This is a genomic window from Kluyvera sp. CHPC 1.251, from assembly GCF_036759945.1.
Taxonomy (GTDB): domain Bacteria; phylum Pseudomonadota; class Gammaproteobacteria; order Enterobacterales; family Enterobacteriaceae; genus Kluyvera; species Kluyvera sichuanensis.
Genome location: NZ_JAPKIC010000005.1, coordinates 183,238 through 207,603, shown reverse-complemented (window position 1 = coordinate 207,603; position 24,366 = coordinate 183,238). Strand labels below are relative to the sequence as shown.

24 protein-coding genes are annotated in these 24,366 nt (G+C 56.8%); 11 read left to right on the top strand and 13 right to left on the bottom strand.

Features of this window, described 5'->3' with window-relative positions:
* Positions 1-35 precede the first annotated feature (35 nt).
* The gene (locus V6940_RS12150; protein ID WP_333496025.1) at positions 36-1,340 is read right to left on the bottom strand and encodes a 6-phospho-beta-glucosidase; all 1,305 of its coding nucleotides are present in this window, start codon (positions 1,338-1,340) and stop codon (positions 36-38) included.
* 16 nt (positions 1,341-1,356) lie between these two features.
* Positions 1,357-1,662, bottom strand: a complete 306-nt coding sequence (locus V6940_RS12145) for a PTS sugar transporter subunit IIB (protein ID WP_322263876.1) — start codon at positions 1,660-1,662, stop codon at positions 1,357-1,359.
* A gap of 272 nt (positions 1,663-1,934) precedes the next feature.
* On the opposite strand from V6940_RS12145, the gene V6940_RS12140 reads away from it, so the two are divergent.
* Positions 1,935-3,014 carry a MurR/RpiR family transcriptional regulator gene (locus V6940_RS12140; protein ID WP_333496024.1) on the top strand — a complete coding sequence of 360 codons (1,080 nt, stop codon included), beginning with the start codon at positions 1,935-1,937 and terminating at the stop codon, positions 3,012-3,014.
* Between the two features lie 50 nt (positions 3,015-3,064).
* Here the strand turns inward: V6940_RS12140 and V6940_RS12135 are convergent, their stop codons facing one another.
* Positions 3,065-4,285 (bottom strand): amino acid deaminase, encoded by a 1,221-nt coding sequence (locus V6940_RS12135; protein ID WP_333496023.1) that lies wholly within the window; start codon positions 4,283-4,285, stop codon positions 3,065-3,067.
* Positions 4,286-4,487: 202 nt separating this feature from the next.
* On the opposite strand from V6940_RS12135, the gene V6940_RS12130 reads away from it, so the two are divergent.
* Together V6940_RS12130 and V6940_RS12125 are read left to right on the top strand one after the other, a co-directional pair.
* Complete coding sequence (locus V6940_RS12130) at positions 4,488-5,948, top strand: N-acyl-D-amino-acid deacylase family protein (RefSeq protein ID WP_333496022.1); 1,461 nt, start codon at positions 4,488-4,490, stop codon at positions 5,946-5,948.
* Positions 5,945-6,340 carry a RidA family protein gene (locus V6940_RS12125; RefSeq protein ID WP_333496021.1) on the top strand — a complete coding sequence of 132 codons (396 nt, stop codon included), beginning with the start codon at positions 5,945-5,947 and terminating at the stop codon, positions 6,338-6,340. Before V6940_RS12130 ends, V6940_RS12125 begins: the two co-directional genes overlap by 4 nt.
* Before the next feature lie 157 nt (positions 6,341-6,497).
* On the opposite strand, the gene V6940_RS12120 is transcribed toward V6940_RS12125, so the two are convergent.
* The gene (locus tag V6940_RS12120) at positions 6,498-7,361 is read right to left on the bottom strand and encodes a MurR/RpiR family transcriptional regulator (protein WP_333496020.1); all 864 of its coding nucleotides are present in this window, start codon (positions 7,359-7,361) and stop codon (positions 6,498-6,500) included.
* A gap of 170 nt (positions 7,362-7,531) precedes the next feature.
* On the opposite strand from V6940_RS12120, the gene V6940_RS12115 reads away from it, so the two are divergent.
* Both V6940_RS12115 and V6940_RS12110 read left to right on the top strand, forming a co-directional pair.
* On the top strand, positions 7,532-8,407 hold the full coding sequence (locus tag V6940_RS12115) for an ROK family protein (RefSeq protein WP_333496019.1): 876 nt from the start codon (positions 7,532-7,534) through the stop codon (positions 8,405-8,407).
* A 113-nt stretch (positions 8,408-8,520) separates the two neighbouring features.
* Positions 8,521-8,754: a YgdI/YgdR family lipoprotein gene (locus tag V6940_RS12110; RefSeq protein ID WP_035896033.1), complete on the top strand. Its 234-nt coding sequence runs from the start codon at positions 8,521-8,523 to the stop codon at positions 8,752-8,754.
* A 48-nt stretch (positions 8,755-8,802) separates the two neighbouring features.
* On the opposite strand, the gene V6940_RS12105 is transcribed toward V6940_RS12110, so the two are convergent.
* From V6940_RS12105 to idnO, 3 genes are read right to left on the bottom strand one after another with little or no spacing between them, the layout of a single operon-like run.
* Positions 8,803-9,270 carry a YhcH/YjgK/YiaL family protein gene (locus tag V6940_RS12105; protein WP_333496018.1) on the bottom strand — a complete coding sequence of 156 codons (468 nt, stop codon included), beginning with the start codon at positions 9,268-9,270 and terminating at the stop codon, positions 8,803-8,805.
* On the bottom strand, positions 9,267-9,797 hold the full coding sequence (locus tag V6940_RS12100; protein WP_333496017.1) for a gluconokinase: 531 nt from the start codon (positions 9,795-9,797) through the stop codon (positions 9,267-9,269). The genes V6940_RS12105 and V6940_RS12100 overlap by 4 nt, the downstream gene beginning before the upstream one ends.
* 15 nt (positions 9,798-9,812) lie before the next feature.
* Entirely contained in the window at positions 9,813-10,577 is a 765-nt protein-coding gene (gene idnO, locus V6940_RS12095) for a gluconate 5-dehydrogenase (RefSeq protein WP_333496016.1), read from the bottom strand.
* Positions 10,578-10,830: 253 nt separating this feature from the next.
* Between idnO and V6940_RS12090 the strand changes: the two genes are divergently transcribed.
* The 6 genes from V6940_RS12090 to folA all read left to right on the top strand — a co-directional run bounded on the left by V6940_RS12090 (position 10,831) and on the right by folA (position 17,491).
* Entirely contained in the window at positions 10,831-11,823 is a 993-nt protein-coding gene (locus tag V6940_RS12090; protein ID WP_333496015.1) for a LacI family DNA-binding transcriptional regulator, read from the top strand.
* A gap of 197 nt (positions 11,824-12,020) precedes the next feature.
* Entirely contained in the window at positions 12,021-12,971 is a 951-nt protein-coding gene (locus tag V6940_RS12085) for a 2-hydroxyacid dehydrogenase (protein ID WP_333496014.1), read from the top strand.
* A 57-nt stretch (positions 12,972-13,028) separates the two neighbouring features.
* Positions 13,029-14,339 (top strand): MFS transporter, encoded by a 1,311-nt coding sequence (locus tag V6940_RS12080; protein ID WP_185668618.1) that lies wholly within the window; start codon positions 13,029-13,031, stop codon positions 14,337-14,339.
* A gap of 120 nt (positions 14,340-14,459) precedes the next feature.
* On the top strand, positions 14,460-14,993 hold the full coding sequence (gene kefF, locus V6940_RS12075; protein ID WP_220440357.1) for a glutathione-regulated potassium-efflux system oxidoreductase KefF: 534 nt from the start codon (positions 14,460-14,462) through the stop codon (positions 14,991-14,993).
* Positions 14,986-16,854: a glutathione-regulated potassium-efflux system protein KefC gene (gene kefC, locus V6940_RS12070; RefSeq protein WP_333496013.1), complete on the top strand. Its 1,869-nt coding sequence runs from the start codon at positions 14,986-14,988 to the stop codon at positions 16,852-16,854. Before kefF ends, kefC begins: the two co-directional genes overlap by 8 nt.
* 157 nt (positions 16,855-17,011) lie before the next feature.
* The gene (gene folA / locus V6940_RS12065; RefSeq protein ID WP_035896030.1) at positions 17,012-17,491 is read left to right on the top strand and encodes a type 3 dihydrofolate reductase; all 480 of its coding nucleotides are present in this window, start codon (positions 17,012-17,014) and stop codon (positions 17,489-17,491) included.
* A gap of 102 nt (positions 17,492-17,593) precedes the next feature.
* Here the strand turns inward: folA and apaH are convergent, their stop codons facing one another.
* From apaH to lptD, 6 genes are read right to left on the bottom strand one after another with little or no spacing between them, the layout of a single operon-like run.
* A complete protein-coding gene (gene apaH, locus V6940_RS12060; protein ID WP_333496012.1) occupies positions 17,594-18,442 on the bottom strand; it encodes a bis(5'-nucleosyl)-tetraphosphatase (symmetrical) ApaH in 849 nt (282 codons plus the stop codon).
* A gap of 3 nt (positions 18,443-18,445) precedes the next feature.
* Positions 18,446-18,823 (bottom strand): Co2+/Mg2+ efflux protein ApaG, encoded by a 378-nt coding sequence (gene apaG / locus V6940_RS12055; RefSeq protein ID WP_035895416.1) that lies wholly within the window; start codon positions 18,821-18,823, stop codon positions 18,446-18,448.
* 3 nt (positions 18,824-18,826) lie between these two features.
* Positions 18,827-19,648 carry a 16S rRNA (adenine(1518)-N(6)/adenine(1519)-N(6))-dimethyltransferase RsmA gene (gene rsmA / locus V6940_RS12050; protein WP_035895418.1) on the bottom strand — a complete coding sequence of 274 codons (822 nt, stop codon included), beginning with the start codon at positions 19,646-19,648 and terminating at the stop codon, positions 18,827-18,829.
* Positions 19,641-20,633, bottom strand: a complete 993-nt coding sequence (pdxA, locus tag V6940_RS12045; RefSeq protein WP_333496011.1) for a 4-hydroxythreonine-4-phosphate dehydrogenase PdxA — start codon at positions 20,631-20,633, stop codon at positions 19,641-19,643. Before pdxA ends, rsmA begins: the two co-directional genes overlap by 8 nt.
* Positions 20,633-21,919: a peptidylprolyl isomerase SurA gene (surA, locus tag V6940_RS12040; protein WP_185668592.1), complete on the bottom strand. Its 1,287-nt coding sequence runs from the start codon at positions 21,917-21,919 to the stop codon at positions 20,633-20,635. Before surA ends, pdxA begins: the two co-directional genes overlap by 1 nt.
* A 53-nt stretch (positions 21,920-21,972) precedes the next feature.
* Positions 21,973-24,348 carry an LPS assembly protein LptD gene (gene lptD, locus V6940_RS12035; RefSeq protein ID WP_333496010.1) on the bottom strand — a complete coding sequence of 792 codons (2,376 nt, stop codon included), beginning with the start codon at positions 24,346-24,348 and terminating at the stop codon, positions 21,973-21,975.
* Between the last annotated feature and the right edge of the window lie 18 nt (positions 24,349-24,366).

Below are 24,366 nucleotides of genomic sequence, written 5' to 3'. Positions count from 1 at the left end.
CGGTGCAGACGTTGCCGACCGGGCTATTGTTTTATTTATGGTTGGCTAAACTGCGGCAGCCACGCTTTATTGATGGTTAATACTTCATCGACCAGCGCCGACGCCAGATTCACATCGGCGACCAGCGGGTTAGCGACCAGCGCCAGCAGCGCTTTTTGCTTATCGCCATATACGGCGGCATCAATGGTCAGACGCTCAAAATCCTTCACCTGCTGGGTCAGGCCGTTCATCAGCGGCGGCAGTTTGCCAAAGGCCAGCGGATGCGCACCCAGCGCATCAATCAGGCAGTTGGTCTCTATCACCGCGTCGTCCGGCAGTCCTTGAATGGCACCGTTATTGGCGGTGTTTACCACCATCTCAATGCCAAGATTGTTGTGCAGTGCGTTAATCAGCTGTACGGCTACTTCGGAGTAGAACGAACCGCCGCGCTGGCTCAGCTCCTCTGGTTTCTTGTCCAGATTCGGGTCGGCGTACAGTTTGAACAGCGACGCTTCGACTTTCATTACCTGCTCGGCGCGAGTGCCTTTGCTGTCGGCATCCGCCAGTTCGTCTTCCAGCATGGTACGGGTCTGCCAGAAATAGCGGTGATACGGGCAGGGAATGGCACGCAGCGCACGCAGCAGTTCCGGTGGCCATGGAATGGCCTTGATGTTGTTCATCGACAGCTGTTCGCCGTCGCACAGCATCTCGATAACCTCGTCGGTCGCATCGCGACCCGCTGCCAGCACCTGATGCACCCAAACCATATGGTTCAGGCCAGCAAAGCGCAGCGAGACGTCGCCGTAAGGCAGCTTCAGCATGTCGGCAATCATGTGGTGCATCGTCACTGGCACGTTGCACAGGCCGATAATCTTCGCTTTGCTGTGACGAGATACCGCTTCAGTGACGATACCTGCCGGATTGGTGAAGTTGATGATCCAGGCATTCGGTGCCAGACGCTCGACGCGTTTGGCGATATCCAGTATCACGGGAATGGTGCGCAGTGCTTTGGCGAAGCCGCCCACGCCGGTGGTTTCCTGGCCCAGCAGTTTGTGACTTAAACCCAGACGCTCATCGGCGGCGCGAGCCGGTAGCTGGCCTACGCGCAGTTGGGTGAGCACGAAGCTTGAGCCGGTAATTGCTTCATCAGCATCGAAGTGTACGGAGACCTTGACCGTCTCCAGACCGTTGCGATCGAGCATACGGCGGGCGAGCGCGGCAATAATGTCTACTTTTTCACGGCCTGCTTCGACGTCAACCAGCGCCAGTTCCGCCATTGGCAGGGAAGCATGACGCGCAATTAATCCTTCAACCAGTTCCGGGGTATAGCTGCTGCCCCCGCCAATCACGGTAATTTTCATTGTCCTCTCCGAGCCCTTAGGCCATCAGTTGGATCGCTTTATCGAGTACGCGGTCGCCGCGCATGGTGCCGTAGTCCATCATGTCGATCACTTCGACCGGTTTGCCCAATGGTGCAGACAGCTCGCGCAGACGAGAGAGTTCAAACTGTACCTGCGGGCCGAGCAGCACCACGTCGGCCTGGGGCAGCATGCTTTCGATTTCGGCAACCGGATAAGCATTAATCTCGACCGCCAACGCGCGTTTTTCCGCTTCGGTACGCATCTTCTGTACCAGCATGCTGGTGGACATTCCGGCGGCGCAGCACAACATGATCTTTTTCATGACAACATTCCTCTCACTTGAAAACATATTTCACACATTAGTCGTTTTACGTAGCATGTATGAAAATTATTTTCATGAGTGTGATCGCTGTTAAAATATTGCTTTACGGTATGTTGTCGACGTTAAAGTGTGATCGCGGTAAGGAAAAACAATATTTCTCGCTCAGATGGCGACTAAGATTCGTTCTGTTGATCGAATGAATTGAAAAATAATTTCAATAAATTATGATGTTTTTAACGAGCAGCATTTGCCGACATTAGGACTCTCTGGTTATGGATATTGTTTATCAGCTGGTGAATGGGCTATCGGGCCTGCCGGCGCAGGAATCCCGGCTGGCGCGCTTTTTCCTCGATAATTTTGCCCAGATCCCTGAGGCATCCATCGAGGAGCTGGCGGCAAAGGCGGGTGTGAGCCCCGCAACGTTACAGCATTTCTCGCGCAGCATTGGCTGCGCCGATCTCAATGATTTTATTGGCCAGGTGCGACATCAGCAGCAGGAGAATCGTTTGAAAACGACGGCGGCGCCGATGCTGGGCGACGCGGCATGGGTGGACACCGGTACGCTACAGAAGCTGGCGAAAAACGCTGGGATCGGCAGTGAGATCCTCGATCGCTTTTCTCACTCTATTGGTCGCGAGGGCAGCGATGACATTCTGAGTCTGATTCGCCAGCGGCTGCAGGATTTTAGCCAGCAGGAGTCCCGCGTGGCGCAGACGATCCTCAGCGACGTGGCGTTTGCAGCCTCCGCCACCATCGATCAGCTGGCGACGGCTGCAGGCGTGAGTCCGGCCACCATCACGCGTTTTGCCCGCGCGGCAGGCTGTGATGATATTCGCGATTTGCGCATGAAGCTGGCGCAGGCCAGCGCGCCGGTTGCCAGCGGTGATATGCCGGGGCCGTGGCGCGAGCGGCTTAACCAGATTCAGTATTCGCTGAACGCGCAGCTTCACGAGCTGTCGCCCACGTCGGTGGAGCGTGCAGCAAGCCTGCTCAAGCAGGCGAAAGCGGTGCATATCTTTAGCGCCAGCACCGCTGATAACCCTTTTGCCAGCCTGTTGCAGTACCGTCTGTTAACGCAGGGTTTCCCGGCCAACGTCTGCCAGGATCCGGCGCTGATGGGGATTACTGCCTCGATGCTCGGTGCCGGGCAGGTGCTGGTCGTCTTTGCCGGTACGCCGCCGGGCAGCGCGCTGATTGCCGCCGTGCATCAGGCGCGGTGGGCGGGGGCGGATATTATCGTAATTGGCCAGCAGGAGAGTGCGCTCAGCCATCAGCAAAACGTCACGCTACCGCTTAACGACTCGCGTTACGGGTCGCTGATGATTGTCGATTTGATATGTGATTCGATGTGAGTTTGCATCGTTGCGCCCGGCATGTAGCCCGGCGCAGCGACGCCGGGGGCTCAGAACGCCGTCTCTAACGTTTCCAGCACGTTGTACTCGTCATCAACCAGCAGCAGCGCCTTCCACTTATCGAACGTCAGACAAGGGTGTGAGGTGCTGAATACCAGAATATCCCCCACCTTCACGTCAACGCCCGGTGCAAGCTTCAACATGGCGTGCTGGTCCATAATTCCCGTGGTTTCAATGCTGTTCGTCGCCATTTCAACCGTTTTCCCCGCGCGATAATGTGCTACTGGCTGCGGTAACCCGGCATCAAACGCGCTGTCGCGCTTGCCGAAATTGACGATCGCCCGGCCGCTTTCCGGTACCGACTGTACCATCGCCACCAGTTCCAGCGCAGAGACCAGATCGCCGCCGAGATCGCAGGCCGTCTTATCGCGCGCGATGATGGCGTCCTGCGCTTCCAGATAGATCCCCGCATCGTGAGTGATGTAGCAGCCGGGGCGGATGACCACCCGGCAGTTGGCCGGTTTCGGCTCGGCAAGCCAGACGTTACACACCACGTCATACCACACGGAGCCCGCGCCGGTGAGGATAAACTCGCCCACGACATAGCGCTCAAGCTGGCAGGCCAGCGCGGCGGCATCGCGCAGCAGCGCTTCCACCTTCGGCTGTGGGTTATCGCCGTGCAGCACGCCTTCATACAGCTCAAGGCCGCGCAGGCGCAGCGCCGGTAGGGTGGCTATCTGTTCGGCGAGTGCGAGCGCCTGTTCTGTGGAGCGACAGCCACAGCGGCCGCCCGGTACGCCTAGCTCCAGCAGGATATCCAGCGTCTGGTTTTGTGCAGCGAAGAACGCCGAGAGCACGCGGGCGTTATCGATGCTATCGACGCAGCACAGGTAATCCACGGCGGGATACGCCGATTTGAGCTTTGCAATCAGCGCCATATTGGCCTTGCCGACCAGTTGGTTAACCATCAGCACACGACGGATACCGCTGGCTGCCGCAACGCTGGCTTGCCAGGCGCTGCCAACACCGATTGCCCAGGCTCCCGCCTGCTGCTGCCGGGAGAAGATCCACGGCGTCATGGTGGTTTTACCGTGTGGTGCCAGCGACACGCCCCGTGCATCGGCGTAGCGCTGCATCCACTGGATATTGTTGTCCAACGCCGTTTTTTTGATGATCGCAGCAGGCAGGCAGACATCTTCGTTAAGGATGTTGGTCGGGCTAAATAGCGTGGCTGATTTGTGGGGTACGATAAGATTTGATTGGTATTTCATAACATAAATCCTTACGGTTTTTAGCTTATATCATGAAGATTTGATTGTTTATATCATTGTAAATAAATGATTTTTATTATTGGTGTTGATTTTAATGAATAAAAGTATCATTAATTGATGCGTGATTTGTGTAGTCTTTCACTGTTTTCAGCGCTTGTAAATGGTCAAATTCAAGGCAGGAAACGTCAGGGGTAGAAAAGAGATGCAGTTCGATTATCTGTTCAGGAACGTCACGGTTATTGACGGTAGCGGCGGCCCGCAGTATCGCGGCGATGTTGCCATCAAGGGCGATCGCATTGTGGAGATAGCGCCCGCTATCGACGGGCAGGCGCAGCATGAGATTGACGGCACCGGCCGCGTGCTGGCGCCGGGGTTTATTGATGTTCACACCCACGATGACATTAACGTGATCCGCATGCCGGAGTATCTGCCCAAAATCAGCCAGGGCGTGACCACGGTGATCGTCGGTAACTGCGGGATCAGCGCTGCGGGGGCGACGATCGCAGGCGCGGTGCCGGATCCGATGAACTTATTGGGCAATGCGGAACAGTTTATCTACCCGACGGTTAACGCCTACGCAGACGCCGTCGCGCAGGCGCGTCCGGCGGTGAACGTTGGCACGCTGGTGGGTCATACCGCGCTGCGTAATAATCAGATGGATTCTCTGTTCCGCCCGGCCAATGAGGCGGAGATTCATGCCATGCGTGAACAGCTGCGGCTGGCGCTTCAGCAGGGTGCGTTGGGCCTCAGCACTGGGTTAGCCTACGCCTCCGCCTTCCAGTCGACGACCGAAGAGGTGATGGCGCTGGCGGAAGAGTTGGCGGCAGAGAACGGTATCTATACCACTCATCTACGCTCGGAATTTGAACCCATTCTCGATGCGCTCGACGAAGCGTTCCGTATTGGCCGCCACGGCAAGGTGCCGGTGGTGGTGTCGCACCACAAATGTGCCGGAGCCAACAACTGGGGGCGCACTGTGGAAACCCTGGCGCGGTTCGATAAAGCCCGCGAACAGCAGGAGGTCGCCTGCGACTGTTACCCATACTCTGCCAGTTCATCGACGCTGGATATGAAGCAGATCACCGCTGATTTCGACATCGTTATCACCTGGTCGACGCCGCATCCGGAGATGGCCGGGCAAACCTTAAAGCAGATTGCGCAAAGCTGGTCGCTGACGCTGGAAGAGGCGGGCAGGCGGTTGATGCCTGCCGGGGCGATTTACTACAACATGGACGAGCAGGACGTACAGCGGGTGCTGCGCTATCCGCTGACCATGGTCGGCTCGGACGGCTTACCCAATGACCCAATGCCGCATCCCCGCCTGTGGGGCGCGTTCCCACGCGTGCTGGGGCACTACAGCCGCGATGAAAAACTGTTCCCGCTGACCATCGCGGTGCACAAGATGACCGGCCTGTCGGCGGTGCGTTTTCAGCTTACCGACCGCGGGTTTATCAAGCGTGGCTACTTTGCCGATCTGGTGTTGTTCGACCCAGAGACCATTCGCGATGTCGCGAGCTTTAGCGACCCGCAGCAGCCCGCCGCTGGTATTGACGTGGTGATGGTTAACGGTGTCATGAGCTACGGGCACAATCACAACGTTATCGGGCGCGCCGGGCGATTCTTACGCCGGTCCGCCGGCAAAATTAAGGAGCAGCAACAATGAGTATTAAACGTTATGGCGTCGGCGATAGCACTGGGACCGGCGGGCAGTCTCTGCCCTTTGCCAAGGCCGTAGAGGCTGGTGGCTGGTTGTATGTCTCCGGGCAAACGCCGATGAAAGACGGCGAAGTGGTGGAGGGGGGAATTATTGAACAGTCTCGTCTGGCCATCCAGAACTGCGTGGATATTATGCAGGACGCGGGATACAGCCTGGCGGACGTGGTGCATGTGAAGGTGTATCTGACCGATGCGCGCTATTTCCAGTCTTTCAACAAGGTGTTCCGCGAGTTCTTTGCCGACCACCCGCCGGCGCGTGTGTGCTGCGTGGCGGATCTGGTGGTGGATTGTAAGGTTGAGGTGGATTTGACCTGTTACAACGCGGAGCGGGTGAAGTAACTTGTGGGATGGGTGCGGGTTTTACCCTCACCCCGGCCCTCTCCCTGAAAGGGAGAGGGAGAAAAGCGCGCCCGTCTTGAATGCCGTAGTTTCTGGCCGCACATACCGTCCCCTCGCCCCTTCGGGGAGAGGGTTAGGGTGAGGGGAAACCCCCGCACTAATCCCCCAACGGCTGCCGGTCCGCCCCGCCACGATGGCTATCCAGCGCCAGCTTAATCCGCCGCAGACGATTCTTCGTCTCTGCCTTATTCATCACCGCGAGCTCTGTTGCCAGCACATCCACCATCGCCAGCATCGCGTAACGTGAGGTGCTGGGCTTAAAGATATAGTCGTTTTCCCGCACGATCAGTGGCAATACCAAATCTGCATGCTCGGCAAGCGGCGTCGCCTCCGGGGTAATCGCAATCACCTTCGCACCGTACTGACGCGCAATCGCCGCGCTTTCCACCACTTCCTGCGTATAGCCGCCCAGCGACAGCGCCAGTACCACATCGTTTGACGACACCGCGGAGCACATCATTCTCACCAGCAGTCCGTCGCTCTGGCTTACCACCGGTAAACCAAGGCGGAACAGGCGGAACTGCACCTCCTGGGCGCAGATAGTGGAGCCGCCGCCCATGCCGATGGCAAGGATCTGTCGCGCGCCGCCTAGCCACGCGACGGCGCGGCTGAGCGAGTCGGGATCCAGCGCCCGGCGGTTCATCTCCAGTACGTTGATGATCGTCTCGTAGATCCCCTGCACGCCCTCCAGATCTGGCACATCGAGAATAAAACGCTGCCCAACCGCCAGCGACTGGGCGAGCTTCACCTTCAGCTCGCGCACGTCTTTACAGCCAATAGCCCGCGCAAAGCGGGTGATCGATGCCTGGCTGGTATCTGTCAGCTTCGCCATTTCGGCAATTGGTAAGGTGGTCGCCGTCTGCACATCATCGAGAATAAACTGGGCAATCCGTTTTTCGGTGGCGGTCAGTTCGACAAAGCGGTCGGTAATACAGGAAATGATGTCGATGGGTACAGACATGGTAAACCCCTGAAAAAAATAGCTGATACTTTGTACCATAAAAATCCTGCGGCGGGAAAACGGACTTGTCGCGCCGTTCAATGTTGAGAGAGGGCTCAATTTTCAGCACTCTCTCACCCGGCATAATAGCCCTCTTTCTTTCTGTCATAACTCATAACTGCGGAATATATATGGCTATTTTGTTATTTGATTGGGGTGGGAGTTCAATTAAGTACGGCGTCTGGCATCAGGAAGCTTTAACGGATACGGGGGCAGTAAAAACGCCTGATAGCTGGGAAAAGATGCAGGCCCAGTTGCTGGAGATCTGTCGCCAGTACCAGCTGCGCTATGACATTCAGGGCGTGGCAATCAGCGCTCCCGGCAGCGTAGACCCCGCACGCGGCGTGATTGGCGGCCTCAGTGCCATTCCTTACATCCACCACTTCCCGATTGTTGAGGCGCTGACGGCGCTGTTTGGCCTGCCGGTCAGCATTGAGAACGATGCCAACGCGGCGGGCATTGCCGAAGCGGCGTTGGGGGCCGGGCGAGACTATCGGCACGTGCTGTTTGTGATCGTCGGCTCAGGAGTGGGCGGGGCTATCCTTGAAGATAAAGTGCTGCGTCGCGGTAGTCATGGTTATGCCGGTGAGTTTGGCCTGATGACGCTGGAGGGCGGGCAGACGTTCAGCGAGCTGGGTACCGCCGTGGCGATGGCGCGGCGCTACGCGCAACGGATGTCGCTTGAGCTGGATTCCGTTTCCGGCGCTGAGGTGTTCCGTCTGGCCGAACAGGGCGATGAGGTTGCGAAACAGGAAGTGGCGCAGTTCTATCACTGGATGGCCGTCGGGCTGCTGAATTTGCAGGTCTGTTACGATCCGGATTGTCTGGTGATTGGCGGAGGGATCTCTGCCAGCGATGCTATTTTTGCCGGGATCGCCTCTCGCCTGACGGATCTGGTCGCGGAAAAGGATCTCGCGGAATTTATGCCGAAACTGCTGCTTTGCCAGTACCGCAATGATGCCAATCTTATCGGTGCGGCGGTGAGCTTTAAGCAACAGCGGGGCTAAAATCGGCGAAAGCGCCGCTTCGGAGTGTTCTGGTTTCCCTCTCGCATTCAGCCAGCTAATCTAAAATGGTTAGAGTGATAACGATTTTAGCTGAGAAGCAGGAGGGAAACATGATGCAATATAAGCGACTTACCGTAGCGATTCTGACCGCCGGCGCGCTCTTTACCGTTGCTGGGTGTTCATCCAACCAGGCGTTAAAAACCACCGACGGGAAAACGATCGTCACTGATGGGAAACCGCAGGTCGATGAGGATACCGGCCTGGTGTCGTACAAAAATGCTGAAACCGGCAAAACCGAACAGATCAACCGCGATCAGGTGCGGTCGATGGGTGAGCTCGATAATTAAACGTTATTCGTGGCCCCGCGAGTGTTGTGCGGGGCTGGCCCGTAACGTTTAAATCAGTGCACTATTAATTTTGACAATGATCTTACGCAGCGGCGCGCCCGCACTGAGGCTGCTCATTGGGCGGTGAAGCTCGCCGGGGAAGACGATCGCAATCTCCTCTGGGTGTAGGTGAATCAGCGTTTCGCTGCTGATTTGCGTGCAGAAGCCGATATCATGCGCGTCGTTAAAGGCGCCGTCCTCGATAATCTCCAGCCCTTTATTTCCTGCCCCAATAATCTCTTCACCCTTCAGTACGATATGAATATCAATATATTGACGATGGTACTCCGGGCGCTGCTCGGCAAGCGGCTTGCTTTCCCCCTCTACCACGTTGAAGAACAGGTTATCGCCATCGACGGTATATTTACCCGGCGGCAGGGTGTGTGGTTCCTGTTGGATCACGGCGCGTAGCGCCTTGCGGATAACCTGCGGATAAAAGGCGGTTTTCTCCGCGTTGTACAGCGTGTCGATAATCATGCCGGAACTCCCGATGCGGGTTGATGGGCTAAAAGGGTGAGCGAACGGGCAACAATGCCCGGAACATCGCCGGAAATATCGACCGGCAGAATGTCCGGCTCGCGATCGTCAGGGGCTTCCAGTGCGGCAAACTGGCTTTGCAGCAGCGCTTCCGGCATAAAGTGGCCTTTGCGCGCCTGCATACGCTGCAAGATGCAGTCGTAGTCGCCGGTTAGCCACAGAAAACGCAGATGTGGATTACCCGCGCGCAGCTGGTCGCGGTAGCGCTTTTTCAACGCCGAACAGACCAGCACGCCGGACTCATTTTTCTGCCCGAGGCTAAAGATCACATCGCCAATACGTTCCAGCCACGGCTGGCGGTCGCTATCCTCCAGCGGCTGGCTGGCGGCCATTTTGACGATATTGGCCCGTGGGTGAAGGTCATCGCCGTCGATAAACTTCGCTCCCAGCGCCTGGGAAAGTGCTTGTCCGACAGTGGTTTTTCCGGTGCCGGAGACGCCCATTAAAATAATGCATTGTCCTGCCATGGTTTTGCTCCCGACTCAAACGGCAACCAGCATGCCGCCGTCAACAAACAGCAGATGCCCATTCACAAAATCAGAGGCTTTCGACGACAGGAATACCGCCGCACCAACCAGCTCCTGCGGGTCGCCCCAGCGGGCGGCTGGCGTACGTTTACACAGCCAGTCGGTGAAGGCTTTATCGTCGACCAGCGCCTGGGTCATAGCGGTTTTAAAGTAGCCTGGGGCAATACCGTTAACCTGAATGTTATGGCGCGCCAGCTCCACGCACATTCCGCGGGTCAGCATTTTGACTGCGCCTTTGGCGGCGGCGTACGGGGTGATGGTGTCGCGGCCCAGTTCGCTCTGCATCGAGCAGATATTGACGATTTTCCCTGCGCCGCGCGTCATCATGCGTTTGGCCACGGCCTGCGACACCAGGAAAACGGCGGTCTGGTTCACGGCAATCACGTCGTTCCATTCTTTCACCGGGAACTCGGTGAACGGGTGACGGCGCTGGATGCCGGCGTTATTAAACAGCACGTCGATAGCGCCGATGCGAGTTTCAATATCGGCAATGGTGTTTTCCACCGACTCGGGGTCAGTGACGTTAAAGACTGCGGTATAGGCGACGGCACCCTCGTCGCGGAGTTTCATCGCGGCCTGCTCGGCACGCTCTGCGGAGATATCGTTGATGATGATTTCCGCGCCGTACTGGGCCAGTCCCTGAGCCATCACGTAGCCGATGCCCTGTCCCGAACCGGTAATTAAAATGCGTTTGCCTTGCAGGCTGAATAAGTTGTTCATCACTGTGTCCTGTATTGCGAGCCGATGCGCCAAGAAGATGTTCCCTATCTCACGGTTTTTACCTCGGTGAAACTGTGATGAAGATCACTCTCAACTATGTTACAAAAAGGGGTTACAGCATGTGTGATCCTGAAGAGGAAAACAGGGCGAAAACCGCGCCATACGGGGCTTTGACGATGGGGTATCGCTTTCTCTTTTTTGTAACCTGCTGGCATAATAGGCCACAGGATTTCGCCAATGACGGGCAGGACTAATGAAAGTACAACGCATCACGTTAGAGGATATCGCCGCGCTGGCGGGGGTAACCAAAATGACCGTCAGCCGCTATTTACGCACCCCCGAGAAGGTGAAGCCGGAAACTGCCGAACGTATTGCCAGCGTGATTGAAGAGGTGGGCTACCAGCCGGATGCCGACAATCCCGCCATAAGTAGTAACGTTGCGCCGCGCATTGGCGTACTGATCCCCTCTTTTAATAATCAGATTTTTTCCGACGTGCTGGCAGGCATTGAATCGGTCACCACCGCCCACGGCTATCAAACGCTGGTGGTGAACTACGATTACGACAGCCAGCGTGAAGAGGAACAGATTGCTACCGTGCTGGCGCTGAACGTCAAGGCGCTGCTGTTAACCGAATCGGTCCATACGCTGCGGGCGGAGAAATACCTGAAAGCCGCAAAAATACCCATTGCCGAGGTGATGGGCTTATCGGATAACGCCGACCGCATCAACGTGGGCTTTGATAATTACCGCGCCGGGTTGGATATGACCAACATGCTGCTGGCCAGCGGCAAAAAGCAGATTATCTATTTTGGCTCGATGTCGGATATTCGCGATGAGCAGCGCTATGCGGGCTACTGCCGGGCGATGGAAGAGGCGGGTCTGGCAGTTGGGCGCATTGCGCCAAACAAGGTCTCTTCGGTGTCGATTGGCACCGGCATGATGACCCTGGCTCGCCAGATGTATAAAGAGATGGACGCCATTCTCTGCACCAACGATGACCTGGCGGTCGGGGTGTTACAGGAGTGCATCGCTTCGGGTATCACGGTGCCGCAGGAGATGGCGATTGCCGGGTTCCACGGGCTGGAAATTGGCCAGGTGGTGAGCCCGCGTCTGGCGAGCGTATTGACCCCGCGTTTTGAAATGGGCAAGGTCGCTACCGAGATTTTAATCAAGAAAATAAAAGGGTTGCCTACCATCGAGAAGGTTGACCTGCACTATCGTTTATCGATGGGTGAAACCATTTAGCTTTCGTGTGCCATCACTGTAATGTTATTCAATTGTTGCCACCCAGCCCGCATTCCCGCGGGCTTTTGCTTCCACGATCACGCCATCCGTAACACGGATTTCTAACACGATCTGGCGTGATGCAGATCGCAAAATGACATCGTGAAAACCCGTTTGATAGGCGTAACAAATTTCTAAACGCTTAAACAGGTAACACGATGAATACTGCAAACCCAAACACGGTACTGTTGATTGCCCCGGTCGTAGACGGCCTGCTGGATAAACTCTCCACTGCTTTCCAGGTCTATCGCCTCTACGAACAGACTGACCCGCAGGCTTTCTTGCGCGACGTCGGCCATCAGGTGCAGGCGGTGGTCACCCGTGGTGATATCGGTGTCACCCGCGCCGTGCTGGAGCAATTGCCGAACGCTGGGCTGGTGGCGGTGTTTGGTGTCGGTACCGACGCGGTGGACCTTGAATACACTCGCGCTCATGACATTGCCGTCACCATCACTTCCGGCGTGCTGACCAACGATGTTGCCGACCTGGCGATGGGGCTGCTGCTGGCAGGTGCACGTCAGCTCTGCCAGGGCGATAAATTTGTTCGCGAAGGCAAATGGCTGAAACAAGGGCCGGGGCTGGCGACTCAGGTTAGCGGCAAACGCATCGGCATTTTCGGCATGGGCAATATCGGCCAGGCCATTGCCCGTCGCGCCAGCGGATTTGATATGGAGATCCTCTACACCGACCGTAAAAAGCTAAATCACGTTGACTATCAGTGGTGCGCCGACCTGCACACCCTGGCCCACGAAAGCGATTTTCTGGTGATTGCCGCTTCAGGCGGCGCGGCAAACCGCGGGCTGATTGATGCCAGCGTGTTTAACGTGATGCCAAAACACGCGTGGCTGATTAACATCGCGCGCGGCACGTTGGTGGATGAGAAAGCCCTGATTCACGCCCTGCAAAATGGCGTCATTGCCGGTGCTGGGCTGGATGTGTACGAAGAGGAGCCGCACGTGCCTGAGGCGCTGATCGCCATGGATAACGTGGTGCTGTTGCCGCACGTGGCGAGTGCCACCCACGAAACCCGTCAACGGATGAGTGAGGTGGTATTTAAAAATGTCGACGCCTTTTTCAACGCGACGCCATTACCGAATGCCATTGATTAATCCTCGGTTCTTTCCGCCGTGCTGAGCATGGCTTCCCCTCGAGAGAGAGTATGAATGATGAATGAGAAAATACCTGGCACTCGCTGGCTGCGCATCATTGCGCCTGTTCTCATCGCGTGCATTATTTCGTTTATGGACCGGGTTAATATCAGTTTTGCGCTGCCCGGCGGTATGGAGTCCGACCTGGGTATTACCAGCCAGATGGCGGGGGTAGCGAGTGGGATATTCTTTATTGGCTATCTCTTTTTGCAAATACCGGGCGGGCGTATTGCGGTTCACGGCAGCGGTAAGCGTTTTATCGCCTGGTCGCTGCTGGCGTGGGCAATTGTCTCGATTGCTACCGGCTTTGTGACCCACGAGTACCAACTGCTGGCGCTGCGCTTTATCCTCGGCGTGTCCGAAGGTGGCATGCTGCCAGTGGTGCTGACGATGGTCAGTAACTGGTTCCCGGAAAAAGAGATTGGCCGTGCGAACGCCTTTGTGATGATGTTTGCGCCGCTGGGCGGTATGCTCACCGCGCCGGTCTCCGGGGCGATTATCTCGGCGCTCGACTGGCGTTGGCTGTTTATCATCGAAGGGCTGCTGTCGCTGGTAGTGCTGACCGTATGGTGGCTGATGATTAGCGACCGGCCGGAAGAGGCGCGCTGGCTGCCGGAGCGTGAGCGTGAATATCTGATTACCGCGCTGACCGCCGAACGAGAGGCTCGACGGTCAGAAGCGCCAGTCAGCAACGCGCCGGTGCGGGAAGTGTTCCGCAACTCAGGGCTGATGAAGCTGGTGCTGCTCAACTTCTTCTACCAGACCGGGGATTACGGCTACACGCTGTGGCTGCCGACCATCCTCAAAAACCTGACTGGCGCCAATATGGCGAGCGTGGGCGTGCTGGCTATCCTGCCGTTTATCGCCACGCTTGCCGGGATCTACATTATCTCCCTGTTCAGCGACCGCAGCGGGAAGCGGCGTTTGTGGGTTCGCTTCTCGCTCTACGGTTTTGCCGCCGCGCTGCTGGCTTCGGTGGTGCTGCGCGACCATGTGGTGGCGGCCTATATCGCGCTGGTGGTCTGTGGCTTCTTCCTGAAAGCGGCGACCAGCCCGTTCTGGTCGATCCCGGGGCGTATTGCCATGCCGGAAGTGGCGGGCAGCGCGCGTGGCGTGATCAACGGTCTGGGTAACCTGGGTGGCTTCTGCGGGCCGTATCTGGTCGGTGTGATGATCTATTTCTATGGTCAGAACGTGGCGGTGTGTGCGCTGGCGGGCTCGTTGATTATCGCCGGGACCATCACCTTCTTCCTGCCAAAACAGTGCGACCTGACCGCATCATCTGACGAACCGCCGGTGGCGGATAAACCGGCCAACCAACCTTCCTGACCCTGCCGGGGCGTGGTTCACACGCCCCCCAATTCCTGCTGTTGTGTGAACTGATCCTGTAAGTGTCATCATTAACTGTCTAAACTCAGGAATAAAATAATGAAGTAAGACAGGCGAATTATGATTCTTATTATTTATGCGCATCCTTATCCGCATCACTCGCATGCGAATAAGCGGATGCTTGAGCAGGTAAGGACGCTCGACGGCGTTGAAGTCCGTTCTCTCTATCACCTCTATCCCGATTTTAATATCGACGTGGCCGCCGAACAGGAGGCGCTCTCCCGTGCCGATCTGGTCATTCTGCAGCACCCGATGCAGTGGTACAGCACGCCGCCGCTGCTGAAGCTGTGGCTGGACAAAGTGCTGGCGCACGGTTGGGCCTATGGCCACGGTGGCACGGCGCTGCACGGCAAAAGTGTGATGTGGGCGGTTACCACCGGCGGCGGCGAAAGCCACTTCGATATTGGCTCACATCCAGGCTTTGACGTGCTGGGGCAGCCGCTGGAGGCCACCGCGGTGTACTGCGGCATGAAATGGCTGCCGCCGTTTGCCGTGCACTGTACGTTTATCTGCGACGAAGAGACGCTGCAGGCGCAGGCGCGACACTACAAACAACGGTTACTGGCCTGGCAGGAGGAGCACAACAATGGATAGCCATACGCTAATACAGGCGCTGATTTACCTCGGCTCCGCGGCGCTGATTGTGCCCATCGCCGTCCGTCTGGGGCTGGGTTCGGTGCTCGGCTACCTGATTGCGGGCTGCATTATTGGCCCCTGGGGTCTGCGGCTGGTGACCGACGCCGAGTCTATTCTGCACTTTGCTGAAATCGGCGTGGTGCTGATGCTGTTCGTGATTGGCCTCGAGCTGGACCCGCAGCGCCTCTGGAAACTTCGCGCCTCGGTCTTTGGCGGCGGGCTGTTGCAGATGGTGCTGTGCGGCGCGTTAATCGGCGTCTTCTGTATCTTCCTTGGCCTGCGCTGGCAGGTGGCGGAGCTTATCGGCATGACGCTGGCGCTATCGTCTACCGCGATTGCTATGCAGGCGATGAACGAGCGCAATCTGACGGTGACGCAGGTGGGGCGTAGCGCCTTTGCGGTGCTGTTGTTCCAGGATATCGCGGCTATCCCGCTGGTGGCGATGATCCCGTTGCTGGCGAGCAGCGGCGGTTCCACTACGCTTGGCGCGTTTGCGTTCTCGGCGCTGAAGGTGGCCGGTGCGTTGGCGCTGGTGGTGATGCTGGGGCGCTATGTTACACGACCACTGTTACGCTTCGTGGCGCGCTCCGGTCTGCGCGAAGTATTCAGCGCCGTGGCCCTGTTCCTGGTCTTTGGCTTCGGTTTATTGCTGGAAGAGGTCGGGCTATCGATGGCGATGGGCGCATTCCTCGCCGGGGTACTGCTGGCAAGCTCGGAGTACCGCCACGCGCTGGAAAGCGATATCGAGCCGTTCAAAGGGCTGCTGCTGGGGCTTTTCTTTATCGGCGTCGGGATGTCCATCGACTTTGGTACGCTGATTCATAACCCGCTGCGCATTATTACGCTGCTGGTCGGCTTCCTGGTGATTAAGTCCGTGCTGCTGTGGCTGATTGCCAGACCGCTCCAGGTGCCGCGCTCGCAGCGCCTGTGGTTTGCGGCGCTGTTGGGGCAGGGCAGTGAGTTTGCCTTCGTGGTGTTTGGCGCCGCGCAGATGGCCAACGTGCTGGATCCAGAATGGGCGAAGGCGCTGACGCTGGCGGTAGCCCTGTCGATGGCGGCGACGCCGATTCTGCTGGTGCTGCTGACCCGCCTGGAAAAACGCAACAGCGCGGGCGATGCCCGTGAAGCGGATGAAATCGACGAAGAGCAGCCGCGGGTGATTATTGCGGGCTTCGGGCGTTTCGGGCAGATCACCGGCCGCTTACTGCTGTCGAGCGGCGTGAAGATGGTGGTCCTCGATCACGACCCGGACCATGTCGATACGCTGCGTAAATTCGATATGAAGGTGTTTTACGGCGATGCTACGCGGGCCGATCTGCTGGAGTCAGCAGGGGCAGCGAAAGCGGAAGTATTGATTAACGCCATCGACGATCCGCAGGCAAGCCTTGAGCTGACCGAGGTGGCGAAAGAGCACTTCCCGAATCTGACGATTATTGCACGCGCCCGCGACGTTGAGCACTACATCAAGCTGCGTCAGGCCGGGGTAGACGCACCGGAGCGTGAAACCTTCGAAGGGGCGCTGAAGTCGGGGCGTCAGGCGCTGGAGTCGCTGGGGCTTGGCGCCTATGAGGCGCGCGAGCGTGCCGACCTGTTCCGCCGCTTTAACACCCAGCTGATGGAAGAGATGGTGGAGATGGCGGAAAACGATGACACTTCACGGGCAGCGGCATTTAAACGCACCAGCGCCATGCTGACCGAGATTATCAACGAAGATCGCAACCACTTGTCGGTGATTCAGCGCCACGGCTGGCAGGGCACGGAAGAGGGAAAACACAGCGGCAATCCTGAAGATGAGCCAGAAGTAAAGCCGACGCTCTAATGTCGTATTAGGTGTAATGCTGGCTGTCCACTTAACCTACCGTGGACTTGCCAGCAAAACGAAAAATTTTCTTCTTCTTTACCTGGCTGCCAGTCGACGAAAGATTAAGCTTTCCGTATAGTGGCGACAATTTTTTTTCGTATCTGGGACACACTCAATGATCAGTCTGATTGCTGCACTAGCGGTAGATCGCGTTATTGGTATGGAAAACGCCATGCCCTGGGACCTGCCAGCCGATCTGGCCTGGTTTAAACGTAACACCTTGAACAAACCGGTAGTAATGGGCCGCCTGACCTGGGAGTCCATTGGCCGCCCGTTGCCGGGCCGTAAGAACATCGTCATCAGCAGCCAGCCGGGCACTGATGACCGCGTACAGTGGGTGAAATCGGTCGATGAAGCGATCGCTGCCTGCGGAGACGTGGAAGAGATTATGGTGATTGGCGGTGGTCGCGTATACGAGCAGTTCCTGCCGAAAGCGCAGAAGCTGTATCTGACGCACATTGATGCGGAAGTTGAAGGCGACACCCATTTCCCGGATTACGATCCTGACCAGTGGGAGTCGGTGTTCAGCGAGTTCCATGATGCGGATGAGCAGAACTCTCATAGCTACTGCTTTGAGGTGCTTGAGCGTCGTTAAGACCGAGCCTTTCCCGGCGGCGCTTCGCTTGCCCGGGCTACCAAAACAAAAAAACGCCGGGTGAAAACCCGGCGTTTTTATTTTTCTATGGGGCGCACAAAACTACGACGCCACCGCCTCGCTCTCGCCCGGCGCCAGCTTACGGTTTGAAGGCTGCACAAAATACTTTTTATCTTCCCAGCGCAGACAGGTTAAATCCCCGCCCCAGCAGCAGCCGGTATCCAGCGCATAAATTCCTTCCGGCGTACCTTTACCTTCCAGTGACGCCCAGTGACCAAAGGCTACGCTGTACTCATCGGTAATCGGCCCCGGCAGCATAAACCACGGCTTCAGCGGCGCAGGCACGTTTTCCGGCGACTCTTTGCTGTACATATCCAGCTGGCCGTTCGGGAAGCAGTAGCGCATGCGGGTAAAGGCGTTGGTGATAAAACGCAGGCGCGCCAGACCGGAGAGATCCAGCGACCAGTTGTTGGGCATATCACCGTACATGGCATCGAGGAAGAACGGATAGGAGTCGCTTGAGAGCACGGCTTCAACGTCGCGCGCGCACTGTTTAGCGGTTTCCATATCCCACTGTGGCGTGATACCCGCGTGCGCCATCACCAGCTTTTTCTCTTCATCGACCTGCATCAACGGCTGACGACGCAACCAGTTGAGCAACTCGTCGGCATCCGGCGCTTCCAGCAGCGGGTTCAGGCGATCCTTCGGCTTATTGCGGCTGATGCCGGCAAACACCGCCAGCAGGTGCAGATCGTGGTTACCGAGCACGACTTTTACGCAGTCGCCCAGCGATTTTACGTAGCGCAGCACTTCCAGCGAACCGGGGCCGCGAGCAACCAGGTCACCTGTCAGCCACAGGGTATCGACGTCCGGGGTGAACGCCACCTGCTCGAGCAGAGCAATTAACTCGTCAAAGCAACCGTGAACGTCGCCAATAAGGTATGTAGCCATGTTTTAATGAATCAGCGTGGGAACAAAGAGACGGAAAACGGGAATGTCGATGGAGAACGGCACGCCGTCTACATCGACCATATCGTAGTGACCCTGCATGGTGCCGAGCGGAGTTTCCAGCACGGCGCCGCTGGTATATTGATATTCTTCACCGGGCTCGATGTGCGGCTGCACGCCGATCACACCTTCGCCCTGAACTTCAGTTTCACGACCGTGGCCGTTAGTAATCAGCCAGTAACGGCCGAGAAGCTGCACCGCGCTTCGCCCGAGATTGCGAATGGTCACCGTATAAGCAAAAACGTAACGCTCTTCTTCCGGCTGGGAGTGCGTCTCAATGTAGACGCTCTGTACCTGGACGCAAACTCGCGGCGAATCGATCATGGTTTAGCTCTCCTTCGAGGGCGCATTCTCTGACAGATAGTTGGCCATCCGGCAGTACTGCGCAACAGAGATATTTTCCGCGCGCATGGCCGGGTCTACACCCAGCTCCGTCAACAGCTCAACGCTGAACAGATTGCCCAGGCTGTTGCGGATAGTTTTACGACGCTGGTTGAAGGCTTCGGTCGTAATACGGCTCAGAACGCGGACATCTTTTACCGGGTACGGCTTAGTGCTGTGCGGCACCAGACGAACGACGGCGGAATCCACTTTTGGCGGTGGAGTGAACGCGGTTGGCGGCACTTCAAGTACCGGGATCACGTTGCAGTAGTATTGCGCCATGACGGTCAGACGACCATAGGCTTTACTATTTGGACCGGCAACCAGACGGTTAACCACCTCTTTTTGCAGCATGAAGTGCATGTCCGCAATAGCGTTAGTATAGCTAAACAGGTGGAACATCAGCGGCGTGGAGATGTTGTACGGCAGGTTACCGAACACGCGCAGCGGTTGGCCGAGCTTCTCAGACAGCTCGCCAAAGTTCATGGTCATGGCATCCTGCTGATAAATAGTCAGCTTCGGCCCCAGGAACGGGTGCGTTTGCAGACGCGCGGCTAAGTCGCGGTCCAGTTCGATAACGGTCATTTCGTCAAGACGTTCGCCAACCGGCTCGGTCAGCGCGGCAAGACCCGGCCCGATTTCAACCATGGCCTGGCCTTTTTGCGGGTTAATGGCCGCAACAATACTGTCGATCACGAATTGATCGTTGAGAAAGTTTTGCCCGAAGCGTTTACGGGCTAAGTGGCCCTGATGGACTCGATTATTCATTAGAGTTAACAATCATTTTGATGGCGAGATTAAGCGCCGTAATAAAACTGCCGACATCCGCTTTCCCCTGGCCTGCCAGTTCGAGGGCGGTACCATGGTCAACGGAGGTGCGAATAAAGGGTAGACCGAGCGTAATGTTCACGCCGCGACCAAATCCCTGGTATTTTAGCACGGGTAGGCCCTGATCGTGGTACATTGCGAGCACCGCATCGGCATGGTCCAGATACTTTGGTTGGAAAAGGGTATCGGCAGGCAGCGGCCCGCTTAGATTCATCCCCTTTGCCCGCATCTCTTCCAGCACCGGAATAATGGTGTCTATCTCTTCCGTACCCATATGCCCACCTTCGCCCGCGTGCGGGTTCAGGCCGCAGACCAGAACGTGAGGTTCGGCAAGGCCAAACTTGTTTTTCAGGTCGTCGTGCAGGATGGTAATCACTTCCCGCAGCAGGTCTGGTGTGATGGCATCGCTCACCGCTTTCAGCGGCAGATGGGTAGTCGCCAGCGCGACGCGCAGTTCCTCGGTTGCCAGCATCATCACCACTTTCGGTGCGCCAGCACGTTCTTCGAAGAACTCGGTGTGCCCGGTAAAGGCGACGCCGGCATCGTTAATAATGCCTTTATGCACCGGCCCGGTGACCAGTGCGGCAAACTCACCGCTCAGGCAACCGTCGCAGGCGCGGGCGAGCGTTTCAACAACATAACGACCGTTTTCAACATTGAGCGTTCCCGGCGTAACCTCGGCATGCAGGGCGATAGGTAACAGCGTGAGCGTACCGGCGCGCTGTGGTGCAGCGGGGTTTTCGGGAGAGTAGGGCAATAGCGTGAGAGGAAGGCCGAGAAGCGTGGCCCGCTCGGTGAGCAGGCGGCCATCAGCGCAAACGACCAGTTCAAGCGGCCAGTCGCGCTGGGCCAGTTGGATGACGAGATCCGGACCAATCCCGGCGGGTTCGCCGGGAGTGATAACGACACGAGCGTGTTGCGTCATTAGTTGCTCAGAATTTTAACGTAGGCGCTTGCGCGCTGTTCCTGCATCCAGGTCGCTGCTTCTTCAGAGAACTTACGGTTCATCAGCATGCGGTAAGCACGATCTTTCTGCGCCGCGTCGGTACGGTCAACGTTACGCGTATCGAGCAGCTGAATCAGGTGCCAGCCGAAGGAAGAGTGAACCGGGCCGCTCATCTGGCCTTTGTTCAGCTTCATCAGCGCATCGCGGAATGATGGATCGTAGATATCCGGCGTTGCCCAACCTAAATCACCGCCCTGGTTAGCAGAGCCTGGATCCTGAGACAGCTCTTTAGCCGCTTTCTCAAAGGTGGTTTTGCCGCTGCGGATATCTGCTGCAACCTGCTCCAGCTTCGCACGAGCCTGGTCGTCGGTCATAATTGGCGACGGCTTCAGCAGGATGTGGCGAGCGTGGGTTTCGGTGACATTAATATTCTGCGTCTGGCCGCGCATATCGTTGATTTTCAGAATGTGGAAGCCGACACCGGAACGGATTGGACCGACGACATCGCCTTTTTTCGCCGTGCTCAGCGCCTGGGCGAAGATAGCTGGCAGCTCCTGAATACGGCCCCAGCCCATCTGGCCGCCTTTCAGCGCCTGCTGATCGGCAGAGTAGGTGATCGCAAGCTTACCGAAGTCGGCGCCGTTGCGAGCCTGCTCAACGATAGATTCGGCCTGGCTCTGCGCTTCGTTGACCTGATCGGAGGTTGGGTTTTCCGGCAGTGGAACCAGGATGTGGCTGAGGTTCAGCTCGGTGCTGGCATCGTTCTGGTTGCCAATCTGGCTTGCCAGCGCGTCCACTTCCTGCGGCAGCACGGTGATGCGGCGACGCACTTCGTTGTTACGCACTTCGGAGATCAGCATCTCTTTGCGGATCTGGTTACGATAGGTGTTGTAGTTCATCCCATCGTAGGCCAGACGGCTGCGCATCTGATCCATCGTCATGTTGTTCTGCTTCGCGATGTTGGCGATCGCCTGATCGAGCTGCTCGTCAGAGATCTTCACGCCCATTTTCTGCCCCATCTGCAGGATAATCTGATCCATGATCAGACGTTCCAGGATCTGGTGGCGAAGGGTCGCATCGTCCGGCAGCTGTTGACCCGCCTGGCCGGAGTTCATTTTGACGGACTGCATCAGACCATCAACATCACTTTCAAGGACAACGCCGTTGTTCACGACGGCTGCTACTTTATCGACAACCTGCGGGGCAGCGAAGCTGGTATTCGCAACTAAGGCGATACCGAGAAGCAGCGTTTTCCAGTTCTTCATACTTTTTCCATTTCAATTAACCGCAATGCGGATGATGTGTCTAACCAGTGATATTACAGAGAGCTCTGGTACGGCATGATGTTGGAACGCAGCATCTGCTGGGTACCCAGACCGTAGTTGGAGCTCAGACCACGCAGCTCAATGTTGAAGCCGATGGAGTTGTCATATTTGGCCTGCCCGCCAGTCTTGCTGTTGCTGTCGTAGTCCCAGCCGTTGAGTTTACGCTCGTAGCCTACGCGGATAGCGTAGCAGCAGGAGTTGTACTGCACGCCCAGCATCTGGTCGGCGGCGCTACCGGTGTTGGTGTCATAGTAGTAAGCACCGACAACGGACCAGCGATCGACGATTGGCCAGCTTGCCGTGGCGCCTACCTGCGAAATACCTTCACGATACTGATCGTTGGTGGAATAACTCGTAGGCAGCGTTGCCTGAATATATTCCGGGCTCGCATAACGGTAAGTCAACTGCACTAAACGCTCTTCGTCCCGACGCCATTCAATGGCTGTACTGCTGGTGGAGATGTTGTTCAGACGCGTATCGTACTGAACGCCGCTGCGTAAGCCCCACTGGTTGCTGATGCGCCAGTAGGTATCACCTGCCCAAACCAGCGAGCCCGTTTGGTCGTTTTTCTCCCAGTTAATGTTGTCATCACCGGTACGGGACTCGGTGAAATAGTAGATTTGACCAACAGAAACGTTAAAACGTTCAACGGCAGCGTCATCATAAATACGCGATGTGATGCCGGTCGTTAACTGGTTTGCGGAGGCGATGCGGTCAAGACCGCTGTAGGTACGGTCGCGGAACAGGCTAGAGTAGTCGGACTGCAGGAACGTGGAGTCGTAGTTGTTGATTTTGCTCTGATCGCGGTACGGCACGTACAGATACTGCATACGTGGTTCCAGCGTCTGGGTATAGCCCGGACTCAGCACCATATCGCGCTCAAACACCATTTTACCGTCAATCTTAAACTGCGGCAGGGTGCGGTTGACCGAGCTGGCCAGCGTGTTCGCGTTGCTCGAGTCGTTGTTGTAGTCGTCGATATTGCTCTGGTTATAGTGCGTTGCCAGCAGTTTCGCTTCGGTATTGAGGCTCCCCCAACGGTTGCCCAGCGGCAGGTTGATGGTCGGCTCCAGGTGGAGACGCGTTGCTTCCGGCATGGTGCTGTTGGTGTTGGTGAACTTCACCGCCTGCGCGTAGAGATGGGTATCAAACGGACCGACATCGTTCTGGTAGGCGTTAATATCCAGCTGTGGCTCAGCCGAATAGGAGTTGCTGTTGCTGCGGTCGAAGACCTGGAACTGTTTCGTTGACACGGTGGCATCGAAGTTTTGCACCGCATAACCGACGCTCAGCTTTTGCGTAGCGTAGCCGTCGGTACTCGAGCCGTATTTTGAACTGAAATCGTTAAAGTAGCTTGGATCGCTGACTTTGGTGTAGTCGACGTTGAAGCGCCACACCTGATCCAATACCCCGGAGTGGTTCCAGTAGAATAACCAGCGGCGCGACTCTTTACCCTGGTTACCTGGTTCGCCCGCATACGCATCGTCTGATGGCAGGTAATCCAGTTCAAAGATACCGGCACCTGCTCGCGACAGATAGCGGAATTCGTTCTCCCACATCACGCCGCCGCGCTTGTCCATAAAGTGCGGCGTAATGGTGGCATCCATATTCGGAGCGATGTTCCAGTAGTACGGTAGCGAAAACTCGAAATAGTTTGTGCTGCCATACTTGGCGGTTGGTAACAGGAAGCCAGAGCGTCGCTTATCACCTACCGGAAGCTGTAAGTACGGGCTGTAGAATACAGGTACTGGCCCAAGCTTGAAGCGGGCGTTCCAGATCTCCGCTACCTGCTCTTCGCGGTCGTGGATCACTTCGCTACCCACCACGCTCCAGGTGTTTGAGCCAGGGAGACAGGAGGTAAAGGTACCGTTTTCCAGAATGGTATAGCGGTTTTCGCCGCGCTGTTTCATGACATCTGCGGTACCACGGCCCTGACGGCCGACCATCTGGTAGTCACCTTTCCAGACGTTAGTATCTTTGGTATTCAGGTTTGACCAGGCTTTCGGCCCTTTAAGAATAACCTGATTATCATCGTAGTGAACGTTGCCGAGTGCATCGACGGTACGAACCGGTGTAGGCTGCCCATCAGGCTGCTTTTGATGAAGCTGGACTTCATCGGCCTGCAAACGGCTATTTCCCTGATTAATATCGACGTTGCCGGTAAAGACGGCGTTGTCCGGGTAGTTACCGTTCGCGTGATCGGCGGTGATAGTCACCGGCTGGTCGTTAGGTTTACCACTCACTAACGGGCGATCGTAACTGGGTACGCCAAGCATACATTGAGATGCGAGATCTGCAGCCATTCCCTGCTGGCTGTACAAGGCGCTGGCGATCATAGTCGCGAGGAGAGTGGGAATACGTTTTTTCATACGTTGTATTTGTTGTTC

Excerpts from the sequence above, each read along its gene's own strand:
- V6940_RS12140 (WP_333496024.1), top strand. The coding sequence starts at position 1,935 with ATGGATATTGTTTATCAGCTGGTGAATGGGCTATCGGGCCTGCCGGCG.
- V6940_RS12080 (WP_185668618.1), top strand. The coding sequence starts at position 13,029 with ATGAATGAGAAAATACCTGGCACTCGCTGGCTGCGCATCATTGCGCCT.
- lptD (WP_333496010.1), bottom strand. The coding sequence starts at position 24,348 with ATGAAAAAACGTATTCCCACTCTCCTCGCGACTATGATCGCCAGCGCC.
- apaG (WP_035895416.1), bottom strand. The coding sequence starts at position 18,823 with ATGATCGATTCGCCGCGAGTTTGCGTCCAGGTACAGAGCGTCTACATT.
- V6940_RS12105 (WP_333496018.1), bottom strand. The coding sequence starts at position 9,270 with ATGATTATCGACACGCTGTACAACGCGGAGAAAACCGCCTTTTATCCG.
- V6940_RS12145 (WP_322263876.1), bottom strand. The coding sequence starts at position 1,662 with ATGAAAAAGATCATGTTGTGCTGCGCCGCCGGAATGTCCACCAGCATG.
- V6940_RS12110 (WP_035896033.1), top strand. The coding sequence starts at position 8,521 with ATGCAATATAAGCGACTTACCGTAGCGATTCTGACCGCCGGCGCGCTC.
- V6940_RS12125 (WP_333496021.1), top strand. The coding sequence starts at position 5,945 with ATGAGTATTAAACGTTATGGCGTCGGCGATAGCACTGGGACCGGCGGG.
- V6940_RS12120 (WP_333496020.1), bottom strand. The coding sequence starts at position 7,361 with ATGTCTGTACCCATCGACATCATTTCCTGTATTACCGACCGCTTTGTC.
- V6940_RS12130 (WP_333496022.1), top strand. The coding sequence starts at position 4,488 with ATGCAGTTCGATTATCTGTTCAGGAACGTCACGGTTATTGACGGTAGC.
- V6940_RS12135 (WP_333496023.1), bottom strand. The coding sequence starts at position 4,285 with ATGAAATACCAATCAAATCTTATCGTACCCCACAAATCAGCCACGCTA.
- V6940_RS12115 (WP_333496019.1), top strand. The coding sequence starts at position 7,532 with ATGGCTATTTTGTTATTTGATTGGGGTGGGAGTTCAATTAAGTACGGC.
- apaH (WP_333496012.1), bottom strand. The coding sequence starts at position 18,442 with ATGGCTACATACCTTATTGGCGACGTTCACGGTTGCTTTGACGAGTTA.
- idnO (WP_333496016.1), bottom strand. The coding sequence starts at position 10,577 with ATGAACAACTTATTCAGCCTGCAAGGCAAACGCATTTTAATTACCGGT.
- rsmA (WP_035895418.1), bottom strand. The coding sequence starts at position 19,648 with ATGAATAATCGAGTCCATCAGGGCCACTTAGCCCGTAAACGCTTCGGG.
- pdxA (WP_333496011.1), bottom strand. The coding sequence starts at position 20,633 with ATGACGCAACACGCTCGTGTCGTTATCACTCCCGGCGAACCCGCCGGG.
- V6940_RS12085 (WP_333496014.1), top strand. The coding sequence starts at position 12,021 with ATGAATACTGCAAACCCAAACACGGTACTGTTGATTGCCCCGGTCGTA.
- surA (WP_185668592.1), bottom strand. The coding sequence starts at position 21,919 with ATGAAGAACTGGAAAACGCTGCTTCTCGGTATCGCCTTAGTTGCGAAT.
- folA (WP_035896030.1), top strand. The coding sequence starts at position 17,012 with ATGATCAGTCTGATTGCTGCACTAGCGGTAGATCGCGTTATTGGTATG.
- V6940_RS12090 (WP_333496015.1), top strand. The coding sequence starts at position 10,831 with ATGAAAGTACAACGCATCACGTTAGAGGATATCGCCGCGCTGGCGGGG.
- kefC (WP_333496013.1), top strand. The coding sequence starts at position 14,986 with ATGGATAGCCATACGCTAATACAGGCGCTGATTTACCTCGGCTCCGCG.
- kefF (WP_220440357.1), top strand. The coding sequence starts at position 14,460 with ATGATTCTTATTATTTATGCGCATCCTTATCCGCATCACTCGCATGCG.
- V6940_RS12150 (WP_333496025.1), bottom strand. The coding sequence starts at position 1,340 with ATGAAAATTACCGTGATTGGCGGGGGCAGCAGCTATACCCCGGAACTG.
- V6940_RS12100 (WP_333496017.1), bottom strand. The coding sequence starts at position 9,797 with ATGGCAGGACAATGCATTATTTTAATGGGCGTCTCCGGCACCGGAAAA.